Raw genomic sequence first — 25,382 nt, 5'->3', positions numbered from 1 at the left:
GCTTAGTACTTCTAATGTTTGTTCATTGCTTTCTATATCAGAGAGGTCTCTCAATTCCACTTGAAACATCGTTTAAGACTGATTCCAGCAATGGAATGTGGCGTAACTTCCCCAAGGCGAAACACTCTGTGTATTTATGGCGGGGCGATGCTCGATGAATTTCTTCACCACCAAGTCACCAACTATCAGATGGTTTGGTTCGCTTAACCCGCGAAGTAGCGCGTATTGAATTGTCCAAGGTCCAATGCCTTTTAGTTCAATCCATTTGGAAGGGTGTTCAGTTTCATTGACGACCATGTATTGGGCAAAACGCTTTAAGGTTTCCTTACGACTTCCAGGCATTCTTAGAAAGCTCACATCAGCATCAGCTATTTGTTTAGGCGTTGGGAAGCTGGCTTTCTCATGCTCACCAGAAAGCTCTTTGACCAACAAGTTAAGCTGACCAATGGCTGCGGTTACCGAGACTTGCTGCCCGAGAATCGCTCTTACTCCGGCTTCCCAAGTACTCCACACGCCAGGAATGCGGATGCCACTCTTAGCCACCAAGTTGGGGTCAATGGTTGTAAAAAAGGCCTCGACCTTGGCAATATCGACATCAAGGTCGAACATGCGTCGAATGTTAGCAATCAAGCTTCTTAATTGACTTATATCGTCCAACTCAAATTCAATATCCAAGCGGTTTTCTTTGGCTAAAGTCGCCTTGAACCAACCCTTTGACCCGTTCACATTTACCGTGCGCTTATAATAGTCTTCGCCAACGTCCTCTACGCCTTCAATCATTCTTCGTCGATAGAAATCCAGCAAATGCTTCCAGTTTAATGGTCCGTGAAAGCCTAGCTGAATATGATTGCTCAAATTTCCACTTGGCTTAGAACGTCGGATTTGGCTTGGCGAGAGCTGCAGTTCTTTTAGAAAGGCATCATTGAAACGACGCGTGCTATTAAAGCCACTCGCAAAGCCTACATCGGTAATGCTCATGCTACTGGTGTGCAATAACTGCTTGGCAAACATCAATTGGCTATAAAGGCTATATTGCTTTGGTGACACGCCGATGTAATTGTCGAATAAGGTTCGTAAATAGCGATCTGAAATACCTAAACGCGTTGCAAGGTCGAGGATAGATCCTGAGTTCAGCGCACCATGATCAATCAACTGCATCGCACGTAAGAAAGTGGTTTCAACCCCTTTCCAAGCAGGAGAGAAAGGAGCACTGTCGGGTCGGCAGCGTAAACAAGGGCGATATCCCGCTTTTAAGGCTTGAGCTTGATGAGAAAAATACTCGACATTTTCTTCTTTGGGCGGGTTTGCAGGGCAAATCGGACGACAAAAAATCCCGGTGGTTTTCACCGCTGTGAAGAACATTCCATCAAAGCGAGCATCTCGCGCATATCGAGCCAAATGGCACTGCTCGCTCGTTAACGCGCTGTTGTGATGAGTATTCTTAGACATACTGTGTCCTTCCCGTTAGCCATACTGTGATCCAATAACTAAAAGTTTACCGTGAACTGGTATTGTCGCTAGCCATTTTCGGAACTGAAGGTTAGATAAATCACAAAAAAGGGTTTTCTTTTCGCTCAATTCGACTAAATTTAACCGTGAGAAAGGATTATTCTCACAACGTCAACGAACGGTACTCAGCACATTAAGATGCAGAGACCTATCGAATAATAAGGAAAAGGCTATGGTTCTTCACACATGTCGTATTGTTTTATCAAACCAACAGGTTCTCACCAGTCAATCAGTCGAGCAGTCTCTCAGCTTTCTTGAAGACAAAGCAGACAACGGGATTTCTATGATTGAGATTGACGCAACGGATGGCAATCAAATCCATTCTTACATGTCACACTCTCTTGAAGAGTCTATCGAGAATCTAATGAATCTCTAGAATTTTCGAAGAATAGTGCTTTGAAGTGATAGGGCTTTTAAAAGGTTACGCATACCAGGCTTAAACTGATTTATCAGAATTAGAGGCTCACTCTGATTTGGAAGAGAAGATCATCTCTGGTTTAAAACGAAAATGGCTCCCAACTATATAACTAGTTAGGAGCCATTTTTTATTTAATCTAATCAACAAAGCCGTTGCTTACCGCGAATGCCGTTACTCTGGTGCTTGTTCAGCAGCTTGTTGCAACGTGTAGGCAGTCGATGGGTCAATCTCATTAACCAACTTCTCAACCTGCATGATCGCATCAACCGAAGTACTGCTTTTACGGTAGCTCAGGTAAATTGGGCGATACCAGTCTTCAACCCCTTTTACCTTGTGCAATTGACCCGACTCGATAAAAGGTTCAACCATAGAAACAGGTAAATACGCACTGCCACCTTTCTCTAAAATAAAATCGAGCGCGATACGAGCTGTAGAGGTACGTAGATATGGTGCTGGAACTTTAGGGTGACGCTCTGCGTGTTCTGAACCGAAGCGCGTTCCCCAATCGACATACACATACTTATGTTGGAATACAGACTCAAGGTCATCTTGCTGCGTTGATACCAACACCAACACCAAATCAGCGACTTTTTTACAGTTCAGCTCTTCCGCTTTGATCTGATCAAAAGCGAAAGCCATATCTAGCGTTCGCTCTAGCAAATTACGGTTCAGTTGTTCGCGCCCCATCACCTCGGCCATAAAGCCGTAACCACCAAAAGAGTCAGTCACCACACTTAAACAGTTTTGTAGATACGCATCCCAAATATTCGGCGTGCCACCCAGTGTTAGCTGCAAGGCTTTCCCACTTTCTAACGACAGCTCAAATTTGGCTTGCTGTAAGGTGGACACCATCACTTCAGCATAACCAATCAAACGCTCACCAGAAGAGGTCAGCTTGATGTTATTTCGGTCACGAATGAAGAGCTGAGTATCAAAATAGCCTTCAAGCTGTTTGATCCGCGCACTCACCGCCGCTTGTGTTAAATACAAGTTTTCAGCTGCGCGCCCAAAATGGCGCACCCTTGCAACCTCAAGAAAGGTTCTAAATACTTTCACATCCATCAAAAATACATCTCTGTAATAAATCTGCTAACTAGCCGATCTAGGATTGTTTATCGTAAAGGCAAAAACGTTTTGCTTCCTATTTGAGCCTTTTAACAATATTTTCGCGTGAGCAATAAACACTAATTTCTATCTAACCACATTACTGAGGCTGATATGTCTGAGACCGAATTCCGACACGGAAAAAAACGTTTTTATGACACCATTAAATTCCCACGAGGGTTTGCTAAGTCGGGTGATTTTACTCTTTCAGAAGAGGAAATCCTAACCTTGTTTGGTGACACCATGCTTGCACTTGAGACTGGCGAACTTTCGCCAAGCAATTCAGAAGAAAAACACTTCATCAAAGTGTTGTCTCACCCTCATAAGGCAAAGTCCAAGTTAGAGCGTGTTTGGTTGAAGTACATTCAACTGGCTCGTGGACGCCGTCGCTTTCATACCCTAAACGGCTGCAAACGCAGCGAAGTTTCTAGGGAAGAATACGAAAGAGAGTTAGTGTTAGAAGATTAGTAAAACTGCTCAAAGTGATACCTCATCACTTTGGGCTTTTTTTGTTCATCGCGAGTTAGCGGGAACTTAAGGAAAGCCTCTTCACTAGAACAAAGTCTAGTCAACCTTCCCCAAAAAACCAATATTTATATAACTTTCATGGCGATAGCGTGACTAAAACACAATTCTCGTTCTATCTCATGGGTATTCACTCCCCAATGAAATTCATCGTTCTTGATCCCGCCCGCGTTTTATCACGATAGCGCTCTATTGCCATCATTATTTTTCTTGCTTCAACTACAATACTCTCAACGCTTATTGTTACGGTGAAGGACGTTCATACACTGAAGCGTATCAATACATCAAAGCACTCCAACCTTTCAAGCGCTGAATTAAATCCACACTACTGTATATGACAAACGTATTAACCTTGTTTAACCTCACCAAATATCCATACAATAATTGTGCAAATTTAAGAGTTCTAGTCACAGATATGATCAAAAAAGCAAAAACTTGACCTAAAACAATAGCGGAATTTGATAACTTATTTTATAATGCGAATTAATGTTTCAGAACACTATAAAATTTAATTTCTAGGGGCAAAATCAATGAGACTTATTCCATTAAGCAACAAAGCAAAAGTAGGTAAATGGGCTGCTCGTCATATCGCAGATTCGATCAACAAATTCGCTCCAACTGCTGAGCGTCCATTTGTACTAGGTCTTCCTACTGGTAGCACACCTTTAACTACTTACGCTGAGCTAATTGAACTTTACAAAGCTGGCGAAGTAAGCTTCAAGCACGTTGTAACATTCAACATGGATGAGTACGTTGGTATCGAACCAAACCACCCTGAGTCTTACCGCACATTCATGCACGAAAACTTTTTCAACCACGTTGATATTCAAGCAGAAAACATCAACCTGCTAGACGGTAAAGCTGAAGACATCGATGCTCACTGTGCAGCATACGAAGAGAAAATCCGTTCATACGGTAAAATCAACCTGTTCATGGGCGGCGTAGGCATCGACGGTCACATCGCATTCAACGAACCAGGTTCTTCTCTATCTTCACGTACTCGTATCAAAACGTTGACTGAAGACACTCGTATTGCGAACTCTCGTTTCTTCGATGGCGACATCAACCAAGTTCCTAAATACGCACTAACTATCGGTGTTGCTACTCTTCTAGACGCTGAAGAAGTGATGATCCTTTCTCTAGGTCACAACAAAGCGCAAGCGCTTCAAATGGCTATTGAAGGTTCTGTAAATCACATGTGGACTGTTACGGCTCTACAGATGCACCGTAAAGCTATCATCGTTGCTGATGAACCAGCTCAACAAGAGCTAAAAGTTAAGACTCTACGCTACTTCCAAGAGTTAGAAGCTGAGAACATTCAAGACCTATAATTTGATGTAGATCTTGATTACAGAATTAAAACCACTTCTTCTATCGGAAGTGGTTTTTTTTTTATGTCACAATCGTTATCAACTAGAAAATATGGAAATAGACATGTTGTTGAATGAAATTGTCGAGGTCATCGAACTGACTGACAGTGATCACCTCTCAGAGGCATTAGAAGAGTTTAACCTACACGGCGTAGTTCACTCTAGCCACCTTCCTTTTTTAAATGTTGTCTACGATAACGCCAAGCCTAATCTTCTGAAAAAGCTGGGGGATATTGGATTTAAAGGCAAGGTTCAATACACAAAATTGGTAAGCGGTGACTATATTATTTTCAATGCAGACACCTATACGCCCGAACAAGCTAGCTCAAAATTCAGGTAAAACAGACTTCAATTTATTAGGAACTGACTTAAATGACAGATACAACGAACCTAAGCAGTGAACAGCTATCTCTACTTGGACAAGCTCTGCTTTCAGTACAAAGATTAGAAAATTCACTCTACCAATCGATTAGAGCACTTTGTAAACAAAACAGCTCTAGCGATGCCCAAGCCATTGAAGACCAGACTGCAGAGCAGTTCCTAAAGGGCACTATTGTAGAGTTAAAACCGATTATAAAACGGCTACATGATGTATTTGGTGAATCTCTTCCGCTTTCATCAACGGAGCTAAGTGAGTTTCTATACAAAAGAAACCTAGTCTCACTGAGTTTTTGGCAGGTAACGACAACAAGTATAAAAGGAAGTGAAAAGCTTGCGAACCCAACTCTATTTTTGCAAGAGCTCATCGCTCAGTGTGATCTGTGGTTGGCAAAGGTAGAGTCATAAGTAGCACCGAACTTACTTTCACTACCTAAAAATAGCTTAAGAGGTCAGGACATTCTCTTTCGCTAACTGCTGATGTATATCATTAACCGCTAGCACTATCGTAGAGCGCACTTTTTGAAAGTGACGCTCTAAAAACATACGCTTCATATCATCAGACATGCCTTCGACCAACTCCGGGTCATAGTCGATTGGCATCATTTTTTGAATAGCATTTATACGATTAAGTTCAAAAACAACATCTTGGTCCCAGAAATTTACCTGACCTTCTTGAATATTTACCCACTCTTTTAGAGTAACGAAAACTTCAATATCGTCATACACCTCTTTACTGATCACACCTAACCCTAACAATAGTTTTGTTCGAACAAGAATTTCGCCTAAAGGGCCATCAGTGGTAAGGAGAGGGTCAACAACAAATTTTACTGCGTAGTCATCTTTATAGAAGATACTTTTCAACAAAGCGTCCAGCATGTCTTCTAAGACATCGTAGGCGCACAACAGGCACTCCGCAGCATTAGCTGATTCGGCTAGTTCTTCAAGTAAATCTGATTCGTGTGTTGTATGTATGGGCATGGTTGCTCTAAAAGAATAAAGTGCCACTGGTGTGGCACTTTGATGGTTTATCATTTCAATGCTAGATAAGCTTGTTCCGCTAGTTTAACAACTTCTGAGTCACTATTCAGCTCAGAATAATGCGCTAATGTCTCAGCAAAACCTTTTTCTGCGAACATTGCTTGAAGTTCAACCGCTTGCGGATCATCTTCATTCTTGTAATGGAACGCAGCGGCGATCGCTTTTACTAGATGAGCATTTGGTAGCCCGTATTCTAACGTACCATTCAGTGGCTTGACTAGGCGATCTTGTGGGCTCAGCTTACGAATAGGTTGACGACCAACGCGATCCACTTCATCACGTAGGAACGGGTTAGCAAAACGACCTAGAATCTTTTGGATGTAGGCAGCGTGAGCTTCTGGATCAAAGCCGTAACGCTTAATCAGAACCGCACCGCTCTCTTCCATCGTTGCTGTTACCTCAGCACGAATTACGTCATCTTCGATAGAATCTTTGATTGTCTCGTGACCCGCAAGCACACCAAGGTATGCCGTAACCAAATGACCTGTGTTTAGCGTGAACAGTTTACGCTCAACGAACGCCATTAGGTTGTCAGTGCATTCCATACCTGGGATCTTTGGAATCTCACCTTTGAATTGTGTTTGGTCTACGATCCACTCGCTGAACGTTTCAACCGTTACCGCTAGAGGATCTGTTTCGCCCGCTTCTGCCGGTGGAACAATACGGTCAACCGCTGAATCAACAAAGCCAATGTGCTCTTCAGTGAAGGCTTTCATTTCGTCAGAAAGGTGCTCTAACACTGCTGCTTTTAATTGGCTAGTACCGCGAACCATGTTCTCTGCCGCGATGATGTTCATTGGTGCAGTGTTGTTTGCTGCAGCACGCTTTTCAATGCCTTGAGCGATAGACTTAGAGATGATTTTAAGAACCGTAGGACCAACGGCTGTCGTCACAAGATCAGACTCAGCAATGCAATCTACAACTGCGCTTGTCGCCGAGTTTACTGCTGTCACATTCTTAACAACTTCTACAACACACTCTTCGCCAACAATCTTAACTGGGTATTCCTGGCGTTCAATTAACGCATTTACAACCGTTTCATTTACGTCAGCAAACGTAACCTTCATACCAGCATCAGAAAGAAGCTTACCAATGAAACCACGACCGATATTACCTGCACCAAAATGTAACGCTTTCATAATTTTGACCTTATAAATATTTGAATCTAGATAGCTAACTGCTTAACAACATGCCTTGACGATGTGCGCTAGGCATTAAGCACTAAGCTATTCAGACTGAATCTCTTAGAGAGATTAAGACCGAAAATGAGGCCAGTAGGGGGATACCGGCCTCCTTCACTCAGGAGCTTGACTAGAGCTTTTAGTTTCCGTTTAGAATACGTAGAACATCATCTGGGTTAGTTGTGTTCTGTAAGCATTCCACTGCTTCTTCGTCATCAAGTGAATTGGTAATAGCCATCAGCACCATGTTGTGCTCATCGCCTTGTGCTGCAATACCGATAACCATCTTCGCGATATCATCTTCATCTTCGCCCCACTGAATACCTTCAGGGTATTGGCAGAAAACAATGCCTGTTTTTTGTACGTATTGTTTTGCTTCGATTGTGCCGTGTGGTACCGCGATAGACTCACCTAAGTAAGTAGACACGAGCTCTTCACGAGCAAACATACCGTCTACGTATTCAGGTAATACGTTGCCAAGTTTTACTAATTGGTCGCCAGCAAACTTAATAGCGTCTTCTTTCTGAGTCGCTTTAAGGCCAAGGAATATGCTGTCGTTAGTCAGTTCAAGCTTGTTGTCTTCTTGTGCTGGAGCTGCTGAAGGAGCTACTTTCGCTTCACCACTTTGCGCATTTGTCAGTTCTGCAACTAGCTGGTCATAGACACTACCGTCTAGGAAGTTACTCAGAGACATGTGTAATGCACCTGGTACTGTGTTACTAGCACGATCTGTTAAGTCTTTATGCGTAATAACAATTTGCGAATCAGCCGGTAGATTGTTGATTGCGTAATTAGTTACTTCAATGTCTAGGCCTGCTGCTGCTACTTTTTTACGAAGTAGACCCGCCCCCATCGCACTTGAACCCATACCTGCATCACACGCTACATACACTGCTTTTACATCGGCTAGATTCACGTTTGCTTCTGATGCTGCACCTTTAGAAGACGCTTTCATGTCTTTCATTTGTGCTGATGCTTTTTCTAGTGAATCTTCGTCATCGCCACCTTGAGCTGAAGTCTTAAGTAGGATTGAAGCTACGATGAAAGACACAGCGGTTGAAGCGATAACTGAAAGTACGACACCTAGGTAAGAGCCTTTTGGCGTCATCAGTAAAACTGCGAAGATAGAACCTGGAGATGCTGGAGAGATAAGACCAGAGTCAAACATTACGTTAGTGAATACACCCGTCATACCACCTGCGATAACAGCAAGAATTAGACGTGGGTTCATCAGTACGTACGGGAAGTAAATCTCGTGGATACCACCTAGGAAGTGAATGATAGATGCACCGGCGGCAGACTGTTTCGCGCTACCTTTACCAAATACCATGTAAGCAAGTAGAAGACCAAAACCAGGACCTGGGTTAGCTTCAATTAGGAAGAAGATTGAACGACCAATCTCTTCAGATTGCTGGATACCTAGTGGAGAGAAGATACCGTGGTTGATTGCGTTGTTTAGGAAAAGGATTTTCGCAGGTTCAACAAAGATAGAAGCTAGAGGAAGAGCACCTGCTTCAACCATTGCGTTAACACCAGCAGCAAGTCCGCCAGATAGAATCTTAACCGCAGGACCAATCACGACAAACGCGATGATCGCGCAGATCATGCCGATGATACCCGCAGAGAAGTTGTTCACTAGCATTTCGAAACCGCTCTTCACTTTACCGTGAACAGCTTCATCGAATTTCTTAATTGCGATACCACCTAGAGGGCCGACAATCATTGCCCCCATAAACATAGGGATATCTGTACCAACGATGACACCCATCGTCGTAATTGCACCAACAACCGCTCCACGGTCGCCGCCAACCATTTTACCACCGGTGTAACCGATCAATAGCGGTAGTAGGTATGTGATCATAGGACCAACCATTGATGCTAACGTTTCGTTAGGCCACCAACCTGTTGGGATAAATAGTGCAGTAATGAAACCCCACGCAATAAATGCGCCGATGTTTGGCATTACCATATTGGATAAGAAACGACCAAAGTTTTGAACCTTAATCTTAGCTTCTGGTGATAACATAGGTAGAACCCCGTAATGTATTGGTTGGTCAAATGACCGAAAGTGTGTACTCAAAAGTCATTTAAAATGTATCACAACATTTCTAAAATGCACCCCGACCCAATTTTAGTGATGAGCATCACACTCAAAAAACACTTTAGGGTTAACAAGAGCAATTCGGATCACAAAAACACCATGAATTAAAATTACAAAGACAAATTAGCGAGAATAACTCTCATTTAATGACGATGTAGATCACACTTTATTTTGTAATACTTAAAAATAAATAGTGATTTAAATCACACTTAATAAAAGACAGCATCTAGAAAGCATATAAACCGTATAAAAGAGCATCGCACCATGTATAGAAAACATACACCCAGGTGAATCAAGCTGCTGATTGTGTAATTTAATTACACCTTGAGCTGCGTTTTCCTAAAATACAAAAGAGAGCAAACACTCATTAAAAACATAGACCAGTGAACTGCAGTTAGCATCAACAGTTGTGTTATTGTATTTCCCTATTCTATACAACAGCCCCTCAACATTAATCAGCAGTTCTACTGCTAATTGAGAAACAGACTATGCCAGACAAGATTTCCACATCAGCACTAGCCAAACAAAAAGGGATAGAAGCGAAGGCTCTATTCAGTGATTTGAAAACAGCTGGCTATATCGTGCGTTCACAGGAGCGTTGGGTACTCACAGAACGAGGCGAAAGCTTTGGTGGGGAATATATCGAACATAAGAAGTTTGGTGTCTTTATTGTCTGGCCAGAAAAACTACTCATCGACCTAGATTCTTTTTCTGGAAAAACGCTAACGGCAACTCAACTAGGCAGTGCCTTTCAACTTAGCGCAAAAAAAATTAACCTGCTGCTCAGCGAGCTTGGTTGGATAACAAAAGAAGACGACGGCTGGCATGTCACCTCAACAGGCTTAAAAGCAGGCGGTGAGCAAAGGGAAGATAAAACGACTCAAAACCTATTTGTGGTATGGCACGATTCGTTGGTTCGCAATAAACGTTTGAAGCAGTCTGTTGTCGAATTTCTAGGGCATGATGCTGAAAGCCACTCTACCGATGTTTCGTTTTCTAGCTTTCGTCAGAAATTTGAGGCGAAACACCGAACCTTAGATGGGCATTATGTTCGCTCAAAGGGAGAGCTGATCATCGATAACTGGCTTTATATGGCAGGAGTAGTTCATGCTTACGAGCGTCCGCTGCCGATCTCAAAAGAAGTGATCTGCGATTTTTATCTGCCAAGTGGCAAAGTGTACATCCAGTTTTGGGGAACCGATTCTGCGCCAATAACCGAAGACAAGCGTATAGAGACAAGAAAAATATACCAAGAGCACGGTTTTAGCTTGATTGAACTTAACCCTGAAGATATCCCAAACCTCGACAGCGTACTTCCCTCTTTATTACGCCAATATGGAATCAAAGCTTACTAACTGGCTGATTTCCGAAAACCAACACACATCCAGATCACACTAATCAAATCATTATGGATATTTTTCACCATAGTGATTTGATGTGTTCGCTATTTTTCCCGAGTCATTCTTCTATTATCTTACACCCATCGACTTGAGCTACCGCAGATACTCGATTTATTGGGGCATGTTCGATAGCCATTTAAGCGTTCGGTCTTTTAGAGGCTGACTGTTCTAGAAACGACTTCTATAGAGATATAGCCTAAATGCGTTATCCGTTTATTGTTGACGTTACCGAACATAAAACCCTACAACATTTATATTGATAGATATTAGGATTCAACATGACTCATCCAATCATTTCAGATCTAAACACTCGCTACACAGCTAAAAAATACGATGCAGAAAAACGCATCTCTGCGGAAGACATGGAAGTAATCAAAGAAGCACTTCGTTTGTCTGCTTCTTCTATCAACTCTCAGCCTTGGAAATTCATCATCATTGAGAGTGACGCAGCAAAAGAACGCTTCCACAATACTTTCGAGAACATGTTCCAGTTTAACCAACCACATGCGAAAGAAGCGTCACATACGATCCTGTTTGCTCACGATCCTAAATACACTAAAGAGAAATTCGCGAAGCGTGCTGATACAGAAGTAAGCTCTGGTCACCTACCTGCTGAAATGTATGAGCAATTCTTAGGTGCTTACGCATTCGCAGAAATGAACACAGACGAAACGGGTTTCAACGGTAACTGGACTAAGTCTCAAGTGTACATAGCACTAGGTAACACCATGCATACACTGGCTCGTCTTGGTATTGCATCAACACCGATGGAAGGCGTAGATGCCGCTATGATCGGCGAAGAGTTTGCTGACGAACTAGACGGTCACGTTGTTGATGTAGCGCTAGCAATCGGCTACCACAAAGACGGCGAAGACTACAACCACGGTAAACCAAAAGCACGTCTAGCTCTTGATGAAATCGTGACGACGCTTTAACGCGTAATTAAGATGACGAATGAATCAACAGCTATAACACGTTAAACAGTTAAATCGCTTAACTGCTACAACGCTTTAATTTTTAAAACGCTTTTTCGTTTTTCAAAAATATAGTTTCAACAGCACTTTAGACTGTTAAATCGCACTGCCTTTTTTGGCCAGACATTCGTCTGGCCTTTTTTATTCCTGCAATTTAAGACCTTAATTCACTTTAAAACAACCATTAGTCATAAAGACTCTTTGAATTCGTTTTGATTACACATAACGCACAGTCAAAAAGACACGATAGAAAATTAAAACTAAAATAAAACCATTTAAAACAATAATTTAAAAACATGGCACAACTAGTGCAATGATGACCTTAGATATTTAAATAAGGTATTATCATTATGACTATTCACGTTAAATCAAATGTTCACTGGGTTGGCGTCCACGATTGGGAAACAGAACACTTCCATGGTAAGGAATACCACATGAACAAAGGTACCAGCTATAACTCGTACCTGATTCGTGAAGAGAAAACGGTGCTTGTTGATACCGTTGATCATCGCTTTACTGAACAATTCCTTGCAAACCTTGAGATGGAAATCGACATCAACGAGATCGACTACATCATTTGTCAGCATGCTGAAGAAGACCACTCAGGTGCCCTTTCAGCACTATTAGCCAAAATTCCAAACACACCCGTCTACTGCACAGAAGCTGGCGTTAACTCTATTGTTGGCCATCACCATCAGCCTAACTGGAACTTCCGAACCGTTAAAACAGGCGACACCCTCGATGTCGGTAACGGTAAGCAACTCATTTTTGTTGAGATGAAAATGCTGCACTGGCCAGACTCAATGGCAACATACCTCACAGGTGACGAGATCCTGTTCAGCAACGATGCGTTCGGTCAGCACTACTGTGATGAAAACCTATTTAACGATCAGCTAGACCAAGTAGAGCTGCACGATCAATGTCTGCGTTACTTCTCGAACATCCTGACACCTTTCGCGCCTTTGGTGAAAGCGAAGATAGAAGAAGTATTGAGCTTAGGTGTGCCTATCGATGTTATCGCCACCTCTCATGGTTGTATTTGGCGCGACAACGCGACGCAAATTGTTGAGCAATACTACGAGTGGTCTAAAGCCTACAAAGAAGATCGCATCACCATTGTTTACGACACCATGTCGAACAACACTCGCATGATGGCTGACGCAATCGCAAAAGGTATCCGTAAAGGCAGCCCAGAAACGGCAATCAAGGTCTTCAACATTTCAAAGCACGACAAGAATGACATCCTTGCCAATATCTTCCGTTCAAAAGGGGTTCTAGTCGGCTCATCGACCATGAACAATGTGATGATGCCACAAATCGCTGCACTACTAGAAGAGATCCACGGCCTGCGCTTTGCTGGTAAAAGAGCCGCAGCATTTGGCTCTTCTGGGTGGACTGGCGGCGCAGTAAAACGCATCGATGCTCACTTACGTGAAGCCAACTTCGAAGTGAGCGCACCTCAGCATATTCACTGGAAGCCAGATACAGACGCACTTCGCCAGTGTATTGATTACGGCATGACACTGGCCGAGGTTTGGCGTGTAGAAGCAGATGAAGTGAGCACACCGAAACAAGTATCACGTAATGTAACACCGCTTGAAGCCACACCAGCACCGGTAAACACCACAGCCGAGCTCAAAGACACAGCAGAGCTGAAGCCAGAAGAAGAGCAAGCTAAGCCAGTGCACAGTGCAGACTGCACTTGCTGGCGTTGCACAGTGTGTGAATGGGTGTACGACCCACAATTGGGCGAACCCTACCAAGGCGTCGAACCTGGAACTCCTTGGGCGCAAGTACCTGATGATTTCCTTTGCCCTGAATGCCATTTAGGCAAAGAAGTGTTTGTGGGGAAGTAGCATGTCGAACATTGTTATTGTGGGTGGCGGTTTCGCTGCCCTACAAACCATCAAGATGGTACGTAAGCTTGACCAAGATATCGCGATTACTATGATCACCGCCGATGACGGGGTTGAGTACAGTAAGCCGAATCTTTCGCACGCGTTCAGTCAGGAACAAACGCCGGAAACACTGGCAGTACATAACGCTCAACAATTGGCAGAGCAGTACAACGTGGTCATCAAAACCAAAGCACTTGTGAGCGAGATAGATACTGAGCAGCAGTGTGTTCATGTTGATGGCCAAATCATCCACTATTCAAAGTTGGTATTAGCGACGGGCGCGACGCCTTTTATACCACCAGCGGAAGGGCTTAAACGCAGCGCAACCATTACGTTAAATAGTTTGGAAGAGTTCGATAAACACAAAGCTCAGATCGATGGCGCTCAACGCATCACTGTGATGGGTGGAGGCTTGATTGGGGTCGAGCTCGCATTCGACCTTCAAACTGCGGGTAAAGATGTCACGATTATCGAACCCGCAAATTATCTATTGAATAACCTAGTGCCACCTTTCGTTTCGCTTGAATTGGAAAGGGAACTAACAAAAGCAGGGGTTACCGTCGAAACCGATTCTGCAGTGTGTCGCGCAACGTATCTCCCAGATGGAGTGAGGTTGCAAACCACTTCTTCTCGATTAATACGAACAGATATCGTAATTGCCGCAGCAGGGCTAAGACCAAACACACAGTTAGCCACACAAGCGGGAATAGAAGTAAACAAAGGGATTGTGGTCGATACCATCATGAGAACCAATGTCGAGAATGTGTATGCGATTGGTGACTGCGCCGAAATAGAGGGCCGTGTGATGGCTTATCTTCAGCCCGCTATTTTGTCCGCAAACGTGTTGGCGAAGCAGCTGGCTATGGGTAAAGGAGAGCTCAAAATGGGCGAAGGAAAGCTCCGCTTGCCCCACATCATCACTAAGGTGAAAACACCGAGCTATCCTATTCAACTCGCAGGGCGCGATATTCAAACCGCTCAGAGTCGGGAAACGCGATTCGACCCGAAAGGCATTATCGCTAAAGGCTTCAATGAAGATGATCAGTTGGTTGGATTCATTGTCACGGGAGAACACACCAAAGCCGCGCTCCCTCTGCTTAAAGAACTACAAACCAGCTCACCGACATAAGATAAAATCTATAAGTTCGTATACGCTAGACAATAAAAAAGCCAGTCAACTGACTGGCTTTCTTGTATTCATCTTATTGCGACTAGCTCATCGCATTTAAGCAAGGACGAACATTAACCGATAAACGAGATGTAGCCTTGAAGGATAATCAGGTTAACGATATCGATAAAGAAGGCACCCACGATTGGCACAACCATGAAGGCTTGTGGTGAAGGACCAAAACGGTTCACCAAAGAGCCCATGTTCATTACCGCTGTTGGTGTTGCACCTAGGCCGAAACCACAGTGACCACCCGCCATAACCGCTGCGTCGTAGTTAGAACCCATTACTTTGAACGTCACAAAGTAAGAGAAGATACCCAACACCACAGCCTGAACCGCAAGGATAGCCAAGAACGGAATCGCAAGGTCAAAGATGTTCCAAAGCTTAAGGCTCATTAATGCCATCGCTAAGAACAACGACAATGACACCGTACCAAGAATATCGACCGTTTCGCTGTCAGTCTTATGCAGCTTAGTCACTTCGAACACGTTAGTGATGAACACACCGATAAACAGCGCGTAAACGAAGTCTGGAATCATCAACCAAGAAATTTCAAAAGTCGCTACCCACTGCTCTAAATATTTCGCACCTGTAATACAGATAAGAAGAATGAACAATACTTCAATCACCTTCTTCGCCGTCACCTTGTCTTCTTCGTACTCGTTGTAAGTAACAAGTTCCGGGAAACGTTCGTGCGTTTGCGTGCCAGTGCCATACTCAGATTCAAGTTGATTTTTATCAATCAACTTTTGCGCGACTGGGCTACCGATAATACCACCGATAATCAAACCAAAGGTTGCTGAAGCCATCGCGATTTCTAGAGTATTCGCAATGCCAAACGTGTCTGCAAAGGTTTGAGACCAAGCTGCGCCCGTACCGTGGCCACCAGAAAGCGTGATAGAGCCAGCAATCAAACCCATTAAGGGTTCAAGGCCTAGAGCCGTCGCAAGTGTTACGCCGACACCGTTTTGGATAATGATGTAAACCGAAGCTACCCCTAAAAATAGGAATACTTTGGCACCACCTTTCATCAGCTGTGTGTAGTTCGCCGCAAGGCCAACCGTTGCAAAGAACATCAACATGAAAGTGTTCTGCAAGGGCAAAGAAAATTCAAGATCAAGGCCGTTAAAGTGCAGGGCTGTAATAGCAAAAGCGACAATCAAGCCGCCGACAATGGGCTCTGGGATATTGTACTTTTTGAGAACAGGAAGCTTTGCATTGACGAAATGACCTAGAAACAAAACACTAATCGCGATTAGGAAGGATTCTAGTGGTCCAATTGAAATTAATTGATTCATATAACCTCTATTTTTTTACGTTCTCATCTTCCTTAACGAGTCTAGTTTTATCTGTAATTATTTGTGGTGCTCTACCTATATTTATACAAACTGGAGAGAAATTGTAGATTCGAAAAGCGAACACATTACTGCGTTCACCTGGTGCCATGTTAGTGGCGCGTTAACTTTTACAGGAGATAAAAGGATTTGTGACAACAATCACCTCTAAAAAGTTGAAAACGGCGTGAGTATTCTTGCCGCTGACTCCGCTTTTTTAATACCTAAAAAAGCAAAAAGGAGCTATTGCTAGCTCCTCTTTCATCACCATCGCTGGTAATTAGAATTTTTTCGGTGCGTAACCCGTCATAACCTCAATACGAAGCTCTTTACCGATTTTCGTCATTGGGTGAACAATCACGAGTCCTTTAACAGACTTCTTAAGTTTACCCATATCCGCTTGCTCAGCCTTAGTAATCTCACGCTTAAATGGCATATCAACCAGAGACTTACGCTCTTGGTTTACATCAAAGCTTTCTTTATGTTTCAGCTGGGCGATTTTCTTGGTTAGCTTCTTAATCTCATCTTCAAATTGACGAACAACAGGACGATCATTACGAGTTTTAGCAGCCGCTAACTTGTTGCGACACTTGTCTAGACGGTTGTTAATTTGTTGAAGTTCGTTTTTAACACTCATAATAATTTCCTAAGATTTAACAAGCCAATTCGGATTGGGGCGCGGAGTATAGCACAAGGATTCACTTGAACCGAAATTTATCTTAAACATCGCTACCTAAACGAATCATTTAAGACCAACACAATAGATCCAAACACAGAAACGCCCTTATTCTTCGGTTGTAAACAATAAGGGCGAATAGGCATTTCCTACGGAGCTGATTGACCCCATATTTTTTCGCGAAATTGAGGAATAAGTTGGCTAGCACCAAATTCATTCAGGTGATCGTCATCAACGTATGTTGGGTGATTGTTGATATCCCCTCGGCACTGTTGATCATCACAAAATATCGGTTCAGGGTCTATAAGAGTAACTCGACAGTTTTGGCTGATTTTTTCATAAGATTTCGTAATCAATGCGGTTCTTTGTCGGTACTCTTCAAGAGGAATGGAAACCGAAATATCAGCTTGATTTAAAATCGAATACTTATACATAGTTTTAGGTACATCTTTCTTCAGTTCAGGGACTGGCTTGACCAAATAAACAGGGTTAGATTGACTAAGTTCGCACATGGTCTTTTCAAAACTGGATAAGATCGAGTTTAAGTACTCTTCCGATCTGCTCTGAAATCTTTTATCTCCTGCGATTAAACTGATCTTTTCGTTCTCACTTTGCCATCCATCTTCATTCGAACCATATAGATAGCCGCCCATTCTGTTAATGACAACAACAGGAACGTTAGGGTAATTAGTTTTAGCTTTAATTAACGATGCTGAGACAAAATCCCCACACTCTTCTGATAACTCACCACTTGAGAGCACTCTTTTGATACCTGAAATCGTCGGACATGCGCTTCTCGTCCAGTCGATGACCGATGTATCGTTAGGCGCTGACGCTTCAACACTTCTCACTATCGATGCGCCATGACTATCGCCTAAAACAATCGCGGATACGGGTCCTGATCCATAGTGACACTCAGGAGACGGCCCGAATTCGACGTGGCACTCTCCGCTTCGTGGATTCCGGTCATAGACACTTTGTGCAATGACGAGCTGTGTTTTATCCAGGCGCCAAAGTAATCCTTCACTTTCATAAATAACCTGCCCTATCAAGGCAACAGGGATAGCAAGAACTACGGGATAATAAGCCACAAAAAGACTAGCGCCTTTACGCGTTTTTTTAGGTCGGTAACTTTCAATGAATTTAAATGAAAGGATACCCATCAATACCGATACAAGAACTCCGATTACATTGTGGGCAATAGTGTTATTTGTGAGGTTCTTAATGAAAACATTTATAGGCCAATGCCAGAGATAAATTGAGTAGGAACATAACCCAACCCCTTGTATCAGCCGTGATTTATGAAAGGTAAAATTGAGGTCCAAATTCAAAAGCAGAATTATCGCGGTAGCAATGACCGGAATAAGCGTCACATGACTAGGCCAAAGTGTGCTGCTGTCGATCATGAAAGGAGATATAAACAGTGAGGCAATAGCAACTAACAGCAATAACTGAACATTGGATTTTTTGAATTCAATGGGCTCTCTTTTCAAAGCAACCACCGAACCAGCGAGCAGTTCCCATGCGCGAGACGGTAATGTGTAATAAGAAGCCGAGCTCCCTAAATTCGCATAGTTATAAGCTAGACTTCCTATTAGAGTCGTTCCAATAGCAACGGCTGCACCTTTAGCTCCGAATAACTTGTAGGTCGCCATTAAAACGAGAGGATATAATACATAGAATTGCCATTCTACGGATAAAGACCAAGTATGAAGCAACCACTTGCTTTGCGCGGTCACATCAAAGTATCCCGACTCTTTTAAATAGGTATGGTTAGAGACAAACCCGACACTGGTGAGAATATGCTTACCCAGTTTTCTTAACGCCCAAGGGTCTAGGTAAATAATGCCAACGAGTAACACAACAAGGCACATGACCACTAAAGCAGGAATAATGCGTTTTGCTCTCGCTAAGTAAAAGCCCTTTAATGAGAAGGTATTAGTTTCCAAACTCGATATGATAATCTTTGTCATCAGGAAGCCTGAAATGACAAAAAACACATCCACACCTAAAAATCCGCCAGTGATAAAACTCGGGGAAAAATGGAAAATGACGACGATTGAGACAGCTAATGCACGTAATGCATTGATGTCATACCTAAAATTTTTATTCATTATTTGTTCGTTATAACCTTAAATCTATAAATGCACTAAAACTAGCCACCATGAAATTAGCGTAATATGCTAGTTTCATTACGCTTCTTTTCTCACTTGCAGTTTTAGTAGTACTCCAATAAACACAAAGTACAACACAGCTAAATCACCATTCCTGAAAGGTGAATCGAATAGACACATCAAAGAAAAGTATACGACCGGTAACAATACAATAGGCGATAGCTTGTATCTCGAATTAAACAACGGGTACATAAAACTAAGCATGAGTAGGGCAATACCTACCAAACCAGATGATGCTGCTTTATCAATATAATTGTTATGAAGGTGTGCATTAACGATAAACCTCTTTCCCGAGTTTGTTGGCGTAAATGAGAGTTTATCTAATTGCTCCTCTTTATCACCTCCGATGCCGAGTAGGGGACTATCCACAAAAAAGTCGATACCAGCTTGATACATTTGTAATCTCAAACCAATCGACGTATCCATGTTGCCTTGTGATATCTGATGGTACTCATGCAAGGTATAATCAATACGTTTACTTACCACTTCATACTTAGACATCAAAAACACAGAAAAAATGACCATGACACTAACAGCAAACAGTGTCTTGAACTGACGATGCCGTATCATCATTTTGAATAGGACAACTAAACCAATAATAATAACGGCTAGTAGAGGTCCTCTTGAGCCCACTAAAAACATGGATAGAAAGCCTATAAATGCCAAGATAGCCATTGTTTTAGGCCTTTTCCCTTCATACGAAATACAGCCTAGAGCGAGCAATAAAATGATAGAAAATCCTTGAATCGAAGCAAAAATAAGGGCATTCGATGGTAAGGTCCCCCGCACCCCAGAAAGAAAGAAGATATAGTAAGCAACGAGGACAGTTGTACTGACAACAGAAGTGAAACATAAGTTCTGTATATCTGATAATTTAACAAAGCCATTTCGATAAAAAAGGAAAAATACCAGAGCGATCAAAGTTGCCCTCAGTTCTTGACTACTGAAGCCATGTAACTCGTAAGAGATAGCTGCAAAAATAGAGAGCAAGAGCAATACCCATAACCAACCATCTTCAAACCAGTTATGCTTCTCCTTATTTTTTCGGTACAAAAGAGCACAACAGGCCGCAATCAATAAAGTGATAGCCGCAAGAGGTTTATTTCCCTGACCTAACCACACCTGAACGGTCACAATCCAAAACAGAGGCAGTGTAATGAGTATCTTTTGAATTAAATTCGTGTTGATTCTAACCATAACTAATCTAAAAATGCTGAGAAGAGTTGCACTCTAAAACAAACTTGCTACTGTCGCAAACGAACTGTAGTGACATACAGCGGAAAACAAAGAAACTCGTCCCTTTAGGGCATTATCCATGAATCATTTATCCCACGGTTTATATGTCCTAGCTAAGCCAATCAAGCGGCTTTAGCACTTACATAAAGAGCCATACGAATTGATCGAACACCACCCTCCCCGCGTATATCTTCTCAAATTACATTTGAACTAAGGAGTGCCATGTGCCGAATTCAGCTGAGAAGATCACACGGATAGAAACCGAATCAGAAACACCCGTAGAGACTTCTCAAGAGCTTGCGGTGTTTCCTCTACCGTTATTCATTTTGCCAAGAGGCAGACAAAGACTGCGTATTTTTGAGCCCAAGTATTTGAAAATGGTTGCTCACGCGGCGCAGGGAGGCGGCTTCATCATTGCGACTCAAGACGACACCAACTCCGAACGTCTGAGTTCTTGGGGGACAAAAGTGTCTATTGTTGATTTCAACATGTCAGATGATCAAATTCTAGAAATCGATGTTGAAGGTGAACAATTGGTGCAGCTTCACTCATCCTTCCGCGACACTGATGACCTAATCAAAAGTGATTTTAGCCCACTGCCTCACTGGCCGCAACACAGCTATAAGGTGCCGAACGTGGTGACTGCGTTTCTCGTCGAGTTGTTTCGAGAACACGATTCAATTAGAGCACTTTACCCCACTCCCGACTTTGAAAGCCCTCAATGGGTCTGTGCTCGACTACTCGAAATGATGCCTATCCCATTGGAAAAGAAAACCAAATTCACAGAACCCGCTAGTTTTCCGTCGTTAGTTCCCTTTTTGAATCAAATCATTGCAGGGCAATAAGCACTTTTATTCACTATAATTTTGTATAGTAGAAAATAATTTAAAATAAAGTGATCCCCACCTTCACTCTCCACGTAGTGTCTATCAAATTCGCATGATGGTTAATTACTATGCAAGTGGAAAGCAGAAGAACAGGGAACGGCAAGGAGCATGTCATTATCCCCGACAACAAACTACCTACTGAAAGTAAGGTACCTACAGAACTCTCAAGCTGGCTGATTTTGGTTGGTTCAGACAGAGATAAGCAAGCATTTACGTGTTTGTTTAAGTTCTTCGCTCCCAAAATTAAGCGTTTTGGCATCAGCAAGTTGGGTGGTGAAGCCGCTGCCAACGAACTAGTCCAAGACACAATGACTAACGTTTGGAAGAAAGCGCATCTCTACAATGAAGAGAAAGGCGCAGCGACCACTTGGGTATACACCGTGATGCGAAACGCTGCTTTCGACATATTAAGAAAGGTTAAAGCCAAAGCAGAGCAAACCATTGCTGACGATATTTGGCCGATTGACGCCATGGTAGCCGAATCACAAAGTGAGCAGCTTCCATTTGGCGATCATCTAATGAGCCGCCACGTCATGACTCAAATAGAAAAGTTACCTCTCGCTCAGAAAACCATTGTGAAAGGTGTCTATTTCCAAGAGTTATCTCAAGAACAGCTCGCCCAACAACTCGATGTCCCGCTTGGAACTGTTAAATCACGTCTAAGACTCGCACTCGCCAAACTAAAAGTTCACATGGGGGAACAAGACCATGATTAAACATCACCCAAATGCGGCAATCTTGAAAGATTTTGTCGATGGCAATCTAGCGGATTCGGTTTCTCTGATTGTTTCTAGCCATGTAGAGCTTTGTGAACACTGTCAAAAACAAGTGAGTATGCTGACAGCGCAAGCTGCTGACTCAGCCTTTGAAAGCGACACATCTGTCTTTGAAAACGACACAGCAGGGCTAAAACTGTCTGACAGCGGAATGGATGCATTTCTAGCTAACGACGGAGAGTTTGATTTTGACGCGATTAATCAGATCACGGCAGATTTGTCACAGGCTGTCGAAGTCGTTGTTGAAGCTCAACAAGAAACCGTATCTAACACGACTTTCACGATTCCTCGCGCGCTCAACTCAGTGGTAAGAAAAGATTGGATGAACTTGGGCAAAATTTCTCGCGCAAGACTCGATTTCGATGACGAATCACACCACACCAGCTTGCTACACATAGACAAAGACGGACAAGTGCCTTGCCACACTCATAAAGGCTTTGAGATTACGCTTCTTTTAGAAGGTAGCTTCGAAGATGAAATGGGCGTCTACAACAAAGGTGACTTCATCTGGTTAGATGGAGAACATACCCATCAGCCTGCGACCAAAGAAGGCTGTGTGTGTCTAACCGTTTCAAGTGATGCGCTTTACTTCACAAAAGGGGTGAGCCAGTTATTTAATCCACTAGGTAGATATATCTATTAACTTAGTTGCACGCTATAAATATACAGGATGGCATGAAGCTATCCTGTATATCGTCAATACATCTGGCTTAAAACACCAATGGTGTTGAGATTTCAAACGCACCTGGCTCTGTAAGTACGATTAGCAATGTTGAAATAAAATAAAAAACAAATAGCTCAAAGCAAGAGCAAAGGAGTTGGCCAATGGAAAAAAAAATTAAAATAGGCATTAGTGCATGTGTTGCAGGACATAAAGTACGCTTCGATACAGGTCACAAACGCTCTCGTTTTTGTACAGATGACCTTGCAGATTATGTTGAACTAGAACCGGTATGCCCAGAAATGGCAGTGGGTCTTCCAACACCTCGCCCAACCATTCGCCAAGTTCGTCAGCTAGACAATATCATTCACGTTTCTAGGCCTGACGGTTCTGGTGATGTGACCAATGATCTGATCGAGTTTGGACAAAACTATTCAAAGAGCAACCAGCACATCGCAGGATTCATTGTGTGTCAAAAAAGCCCAACCTGCGGTATGGAAAGAGTAAAAGTATACCACCACCACGGTCGCGGCTCTGAATCGACAGGCGTAGGCATGTTCACCAAACAAGTGATGGAAGGCAACCCATTACTTCCTGTTGAAGAAAATGGTCGCCTCAATGATCCTATTTTGCGCGAAAACTTCATGACACGTGTCTTCACTTATCAGAAGTGGCTCAACCTGGTTGATGAAGGTGTAACCAAACACAAGCTGATTCAATTCCACAGCGCTCACAAGTACTTGGTAATGTGCCACCACATTGAAGGCTACAAGAGTCTGGGCAAACTTTTAGCGAGTAACGATTTAGAGATCGACGAGCTGGCTGAAAAGTACATTAAAGGATTGATGACGGCGCTAATGCATCACGCAAATCGCGGCAGTCATGCTAATACTCTGCATCATTTGCAAGGTTACTTTAAGAAACAACTGAGCAGCGCTCACAAACAAGAGCTCACGAATCAGATTTCATCATTCAGAGAAGGGCTAGTTCCTCTGTTAGTTCCACTAACGCTGATCAACCACTATCTGATGGAATACCCAAACGAGTACCTAGAATCACAAGTTTACCTAAACCCACACCCACAAGAACTTAAGCTGAGATACGGATATTGAGCGACATTCTATGGATAAGACGAGACCTGCGTATTCACGATAACCCAGCACTCGTCGCGGCAGTTGAACACTGTGTAACTAACGCCGTTTTCATTTCAACACCGCAGCAATGGCAACAACACCATCTTGCACCAATCAAAGCGGATTTCATTTATCGTCACCTAAAGCAACTTGAATTACAACTCGCTGAATTCGGTATCACTCTGCTGCACCTCAAAGCCACAGACTTTGACGATCAAGCTACTCAACTCATCAACTTATGCAAACAGGTCGATGCGAAGTGTGTGTATGCCAATTCAGAGCCGGAAGTGGATGAGCAGTTAAGGGACAAACGCTTAATTGCAAGCGGCATCAAACTGAAGATAACCGACTGCGATACGATTCTGCCATTAGGTAGCGTACTGAACAAACAAGGCGAGATGTTCAAGGTTTTCACACCTTTCAAAAACGCATGGTTAAAAGAAGTGCAAGCGAAAGGCATCATTTGCAGCCACGCTCCGGTGCATTCGACAGTATCAGCGCAAGCAGGTTCATCTGAAACGGATTCGCTTCAGAATCTATCACAACTGAAACAATCGTTAAGTGGTTTTTCTGGCGAGTACGATTTCGACTTTCCGCGTACCGATTCAGAGCGTTGGCCACTAAGCCAAGACGTCCTTGAGAGCGTGATTCCCAATTTCTTAGCCAATAAAGTTAACGATTATTCTCGCCTTAGAGATATTCCATCGGTAAAAGGCACGTCTGGCCTTTCCCCTTACTTAACCATTGGCGCTGTGAGCCCTCGTTGGTTAGCGATTCAATTGATTCAACAACAGCCGGACTTGTTATTTGATACTCAGTTGCCCGCCTTTTCTTGGCTTAATGAATTGATTTGGCGAGATTTTTATAAGCATTTGATGTTCCACCATCCTAAACTGGTTAAAGGTGCAAACTTTCAGCAGAAATACAACGGCTTAGATTGGTATCACGACAACCCTAGTTTCAAGGCGTGGTGCGAAGGAAAAACAGGCTACCCATTAGTTGATGCAGCGATGCGTCAATTGGTTGAGACAGGCTGGATGCACAATAGGCTCAGAATGGTGGTAGCAAGCTTCCTAACCAAACACCTGCTGATTGACTGGCGCTGGGGCGAACGCTTCTTTATGTCGCACCTTATCGATGGTGATTTCAGCGCGAACAATGGCGGTTGGCAATGGGCTTCAAGTACTGGCTGTGATGCTCAACCCTACTTTCGAATTTTCAATCCGATCACGCAGAGTGAAAAGTTTGATCCAAAAGGAATTTTTATTCGTAAGTACATACCAGAGCTGCAAAAAATTCCTGACAAACATGTGCATTTTCCACATGATTACATTGCAAAAAACGGAATTAACAGCGAATACTGGCAACCCATCGTTGAACACAAAGAAGCACGATTGAGAGCCTTAGCCTTTTTCAAATAATTAGAGTGAATATT

At 43.0% G+C, this 25,382-nt stretch carries 23 protein-coding genes; 14 read left to right on the top strand and 9 right to left on the bottom strand.

Annotation, left to right across the window (positions count from 1 at the left end):
* Nucleotides 1-72: 72 nt before the first annotated feature.
* On the bottom strand, nt 73-1,449 hold the full coding sequence (locus OCV44_RS17630; RefSeq protein ID WP_139683586.1) for an AlkA N-terminal domain-containing protein: 1,377 nt from the start codon (nt 1,447-1,449) through the stop codon (nt 73-75).
* Nucleotides 1,450-1,681: 232 nt separating this feature from the next.
* On the opposite strand from OCV44_RS17630, the gene OCV44_RS17625 reads away from it, so the two are divergent.
* Entirely contained in the window at nt 1,682-1,885 is a 204-nt protein-coding gene (locus tag OCV44_RS17625; protein ID WP_017061519.1) for a hypothetical protein, read from the top strand.
* A 213-nt stretch (nt 1,886-2,098) separates the two neighbouring features.
* On the opposite strand, the gene OCV44_RS17620 is transcribed toward OCV44_RS17625, so the two are convergent.
* Nucleotides 2,099-2,989, bottom strand: coding sequence for a LysR family transcriptional regulator (locus OCV44_RS17620; protein WP_139683587.1), 891 nt, complete (start codon nt 2,987-2,989; stop codon nt 2,099-2,101).
* 156 nt (nt 2,990-3,145) lie between these two features.
* Between OCV44_RS17620 and OCV44_RS17615 the strand changes: the two genes are divergently transcribed.
* From OCV44_RS17615 to OCV44_RS17600, 4 genes are all read left to right on the top strand, one after another.
* On the top strand, nt 3,146-3,499 hold the full coding sequence (locus OCV44_RS17615; RefSeq protein WP_017097795.1) for a DUF413 domain-containing protein: 354 nt from the start codon (nt 3,146-3,148) through the stop codon (nt 3,497-3,499).
* A gap of 587 nt (nt 3,500-4,086) precedes the next feature.
* Nucleotides 4,087-4,887, top strand: coding sequence for a glucosamine-6-phosphate deaminase (gene nagB / locus OCV44_RS17610; protein ID WP_019819998.1), 801 nt, complete (start codon nt 4,087-4,089; stop codon nt 4,885-4,887).
* A gap of 103 nt (nt 4,888-4,990) precedes the next feature.
* Nucleotides 4,991-5,266, top strand: a complete 276-nt coding sequence (locus tag OCV44_RS17605) for a hypothetical protein (RefSeq protein ID WP_139683588.1) — start codon at nt 4,991-4,993, stop codon at nt 5,264-5,266.
* A gap of 32 nt (nt 5,267-5,298) precedes the next feature.
* Nucleotides 5,299-5,712: a glucosamine-6-phosphate deaminase gene (locus tag OCV44_RS17600; protein WP_139683589.1), complete on the top strand. Its 414-nt coding sequence runs from the start codon at nt 5,299-5,301 to the stop codon at nt 5,710-5,712.
* A 36-nt stretch (nt 5,713-5,748) separates the two neighbouring features.
* Here the strand turns inward: OCV44_RS17600 and OCV44_RS17595 are convergent, their stop codons facing one another.
* The 3 genes from OCV44_RS17595 to OCV44_RS17585 form a co-directional block, all read right to left on the bottom strand.
* On the bottom strand, nt 5,749-6,285 hold the full coding sequence (locus OCV44_RS17595; RefSeq protein WP_017100724.1) for an MltR family transcriptional regulator: 537 nt from the start codon (nt 6,283-6,285) through the stop codon (nt 5,749-5,751).
* 50 nt (nt 6,286-6,335) lie between these two features.
* Nucleotides 6,336-7,484 carry a mannitol-1-phosphate 5-dehydrogenase gene (locus OCV44_RS17590; RefSeq protein WP_139683590.1) on the bottom strand — a complete coding sequence of 383 codons (1,149 nt, stop codon included), beginning with the start codon at nt 7,482-7,484 and terminating at the stop codon, nt 6,336-6,338.
* 181 nt (nt 7,485-7,665) lie between these two features.
* Nucleotides 7,666-9,552, bottom strand: a complete 1,887-nt coding sequence (locus tag OCV44_RS17585) for a PTS mannitol transporter subunit IICBA (RefSeq protein WP_139683591.1) — start codon at nt 9,550-9,552, stop codon at nt 7,666-7,668.
* A 563-nt stretch (nt 9,553-10,115) separates the two neighbouring features.
* Here OCV44_RS17585 and OCV44_RS17580 point away from each other — a divergent pair.
* From OCV44_RS17580 to norW, 4 genes are all read left to right on the top strand, one after another.
* Nucleotides 10,116-10,982: a glycerol kinase gene (locus OCV44_RS17580; protein ID WP_139683592.1), complete on the top strand. Its 867-nt coding sequence runs from the start codon at nt 10,116-10,118 to the stop codon at nt 10,980-10,982.
* Between the two features lie 323 nt (nt 10,983-11,305).
* Entirely contained in the window at nt 11,306-11,962 is a 657-nt protein-coding gene (locus tag OCV44_RS17575) for an NAD(P)H-dependent oxidoreductase (protein ID WP_139683593.1), read from the top strand.
* Between the two features lie 389 nt (nt 11,963-12,351).
* Nucleotides 12,352-13,857: an anaerobic nitric oxide reductase flavorubredoxin gene (gene norV / locus OCV44_RS17570; protein ID WP_139683594.1), complete on the top strand. Its 1,506-nt coding sequence runs from the start codon at nt 12,352-12,354 to the stop codon at nt 13,855-13,857.
* A gap of 1 nt (nt 13,858) precedes the next feature.
* The gene (gene norW / locus OCV44_RS17565) at nt 13,859-15,028 is read left to right on the top strand and encodes an NADH:flavorubredoxin reductase NorW (protein WP_139683595.1); all 1,170 of its coding nucleotides are present in this window, start codon (nt 13,859-13,861) and stop codon (nt 15,026-15,028) included.
* 113 nt (nt 15,029-15,141) lie between these two features.
* On the opposite strand, the gene gltS is transcribed toward norW, so the two are convergent.
* The 4 genes from gltS to OCV44_RS17545 all read right to left on the bottom strand — a co-directional run bounded on the left by gltS (nt 15,142) and on the right by OCV44_RS17545 (nt 20,451).
* Nucleotides 15,142-16,368, bottom strand: coding sequence for a sodium/glutamate symporter (gene gltS / locus OCV44_RS17560; RefSeq protein ID WP_048660602.1), 1,227 nt, complete (start codon nt 16,366-16,368; stop codon nt 15,142-15,144).
* Between the two features lie 316 nt (nt 16,369-16,684).
* The gene (locus tag OCV44_RS17555) at nt 16,685-17,041 is read right to left on the bottom strand and encodes a YibL family ribosome-associated protein (RefSeq protein WP_086051420.1); all 357 of its coding nucleotides are present in this window, start codon (nt 17,039-17,041) and stop codon (nt 16,685-16,687) included.
* 188 nt (nt 17,042-17,229) lie between these two features.
* On the bottom strand, nt 17,230-19,194 hold the full coding sequence (locus OCV44_RS17550; protein ID WP_139683596.1) for an acyltransferase family protein: 1,965 nt from the start codon (nt 19,192-19,194) through the stop codon (nt 17,230-17,232).
* A 78-nt stretch (nt 19,195-19,272) separates the two neighbouring features.
* On the bottom strand, nt 19,273-20,451 hold the full coding sequence (locus tag OCV44_RS17545; protein ID WP_139683597.1) for an O-antigen ligase family protein: 1,179 nt from the start codon (nt 20,449-20,451) through the stop codon (nt 19,273-19,275).
* Nucleotides 20,452-20,714: 263 nt separating this feature from the next.
* On the opposite strand from OCV44_RS17545, the gene OCV44_RS17540 reads away from it, so the two are divergent.
* The 5 genes from OCV44_RS17540 (at nt 20,715) to phrB (ending at nt 25,368) form a co-directional block, all read left to right on the top strand.
* Nucleotides 20,715-21,335 carry an LON peptidase substrate-binding domain-containing protein gene (locus tag OCV44_RS17540; protein WP_139683598.1) on the top strand — a complete coding sequence of 207 codons (621 nt, stop codon included), beginning with the start codon at nt 20,715-20,717 and terminating at the stop codon, nt 21,333-21,335.
* A 110-nt stretch (nt 21,336-21,445) separates the two neighbouring features.
* Nucleotides 21,446-22,093, top strand: coding sequence for a sigma-70 family RNA polymerase sigma factor (locus tag OCV44_RS17535; RefSeq protein ID WP_139683599.1), 648 nt, complete (start codon nt 21,446-21,448; stop codon nt 22,091-22,093).
* A complete protein-coding gene (locus OCV44_RS17530) occupies nt 22,086-22,796 on the top strand; it encodes a ChrR family anti-sigma-E factor (protein WP_139683600.1) in 711 nt (236 codons plus the stop codon). The genes OCV44_RS17535 and OCV44_RS17530 overlap by 8 nt, the downstream gene beginning before the upstream one ends.
* Before the next feature lie 182 nt (nt 22,797-22,978).
* Nucleotides 22,979-23,926, top strand: a complete 948-nt coding sequence (locus tag OCV44_RS17525; protein WP_139683601.1) for a YbgA family protein — start codon at nt 22,979-22,981, stop codon at nt 23,924-23,926.
* Nucleotides 23,923-25,368: a deoxyribodipyrimidine photo-lyase gene (gene phrB / locus OCV44_RS17520; RefSeq protein ID WP_139683602.1), complete on the top strand. Its 1,446-nt coding sequence runs from the start codon at nt 23,923-23,925 to the stop codon at nt 25,366-25,368. The genes OCV44_RS17525 and phrB overlap by 4 nt, the downstream gene beginning before the upstream one ends.
* The last annotated feature ends 14 nt before the right edge of the window (nt 25,369-25,382 follow it).

Origin of the sequence: Vibrio tasmaniensis (genome assembly GCF_024347635.1) — a bacterium.
Classification (GTDB): domain Bacteria; phylum Pseudomonadota; class Gammaproteobacteria; order Enterobacterales; family Vibrionaceae; genus Vibrio; species Vibrio tasmaniensis.
Note: the sequence above shows the minus strand (reverse complement) of the source record. Positions and strands in the feature narration are given on the sequence as shown.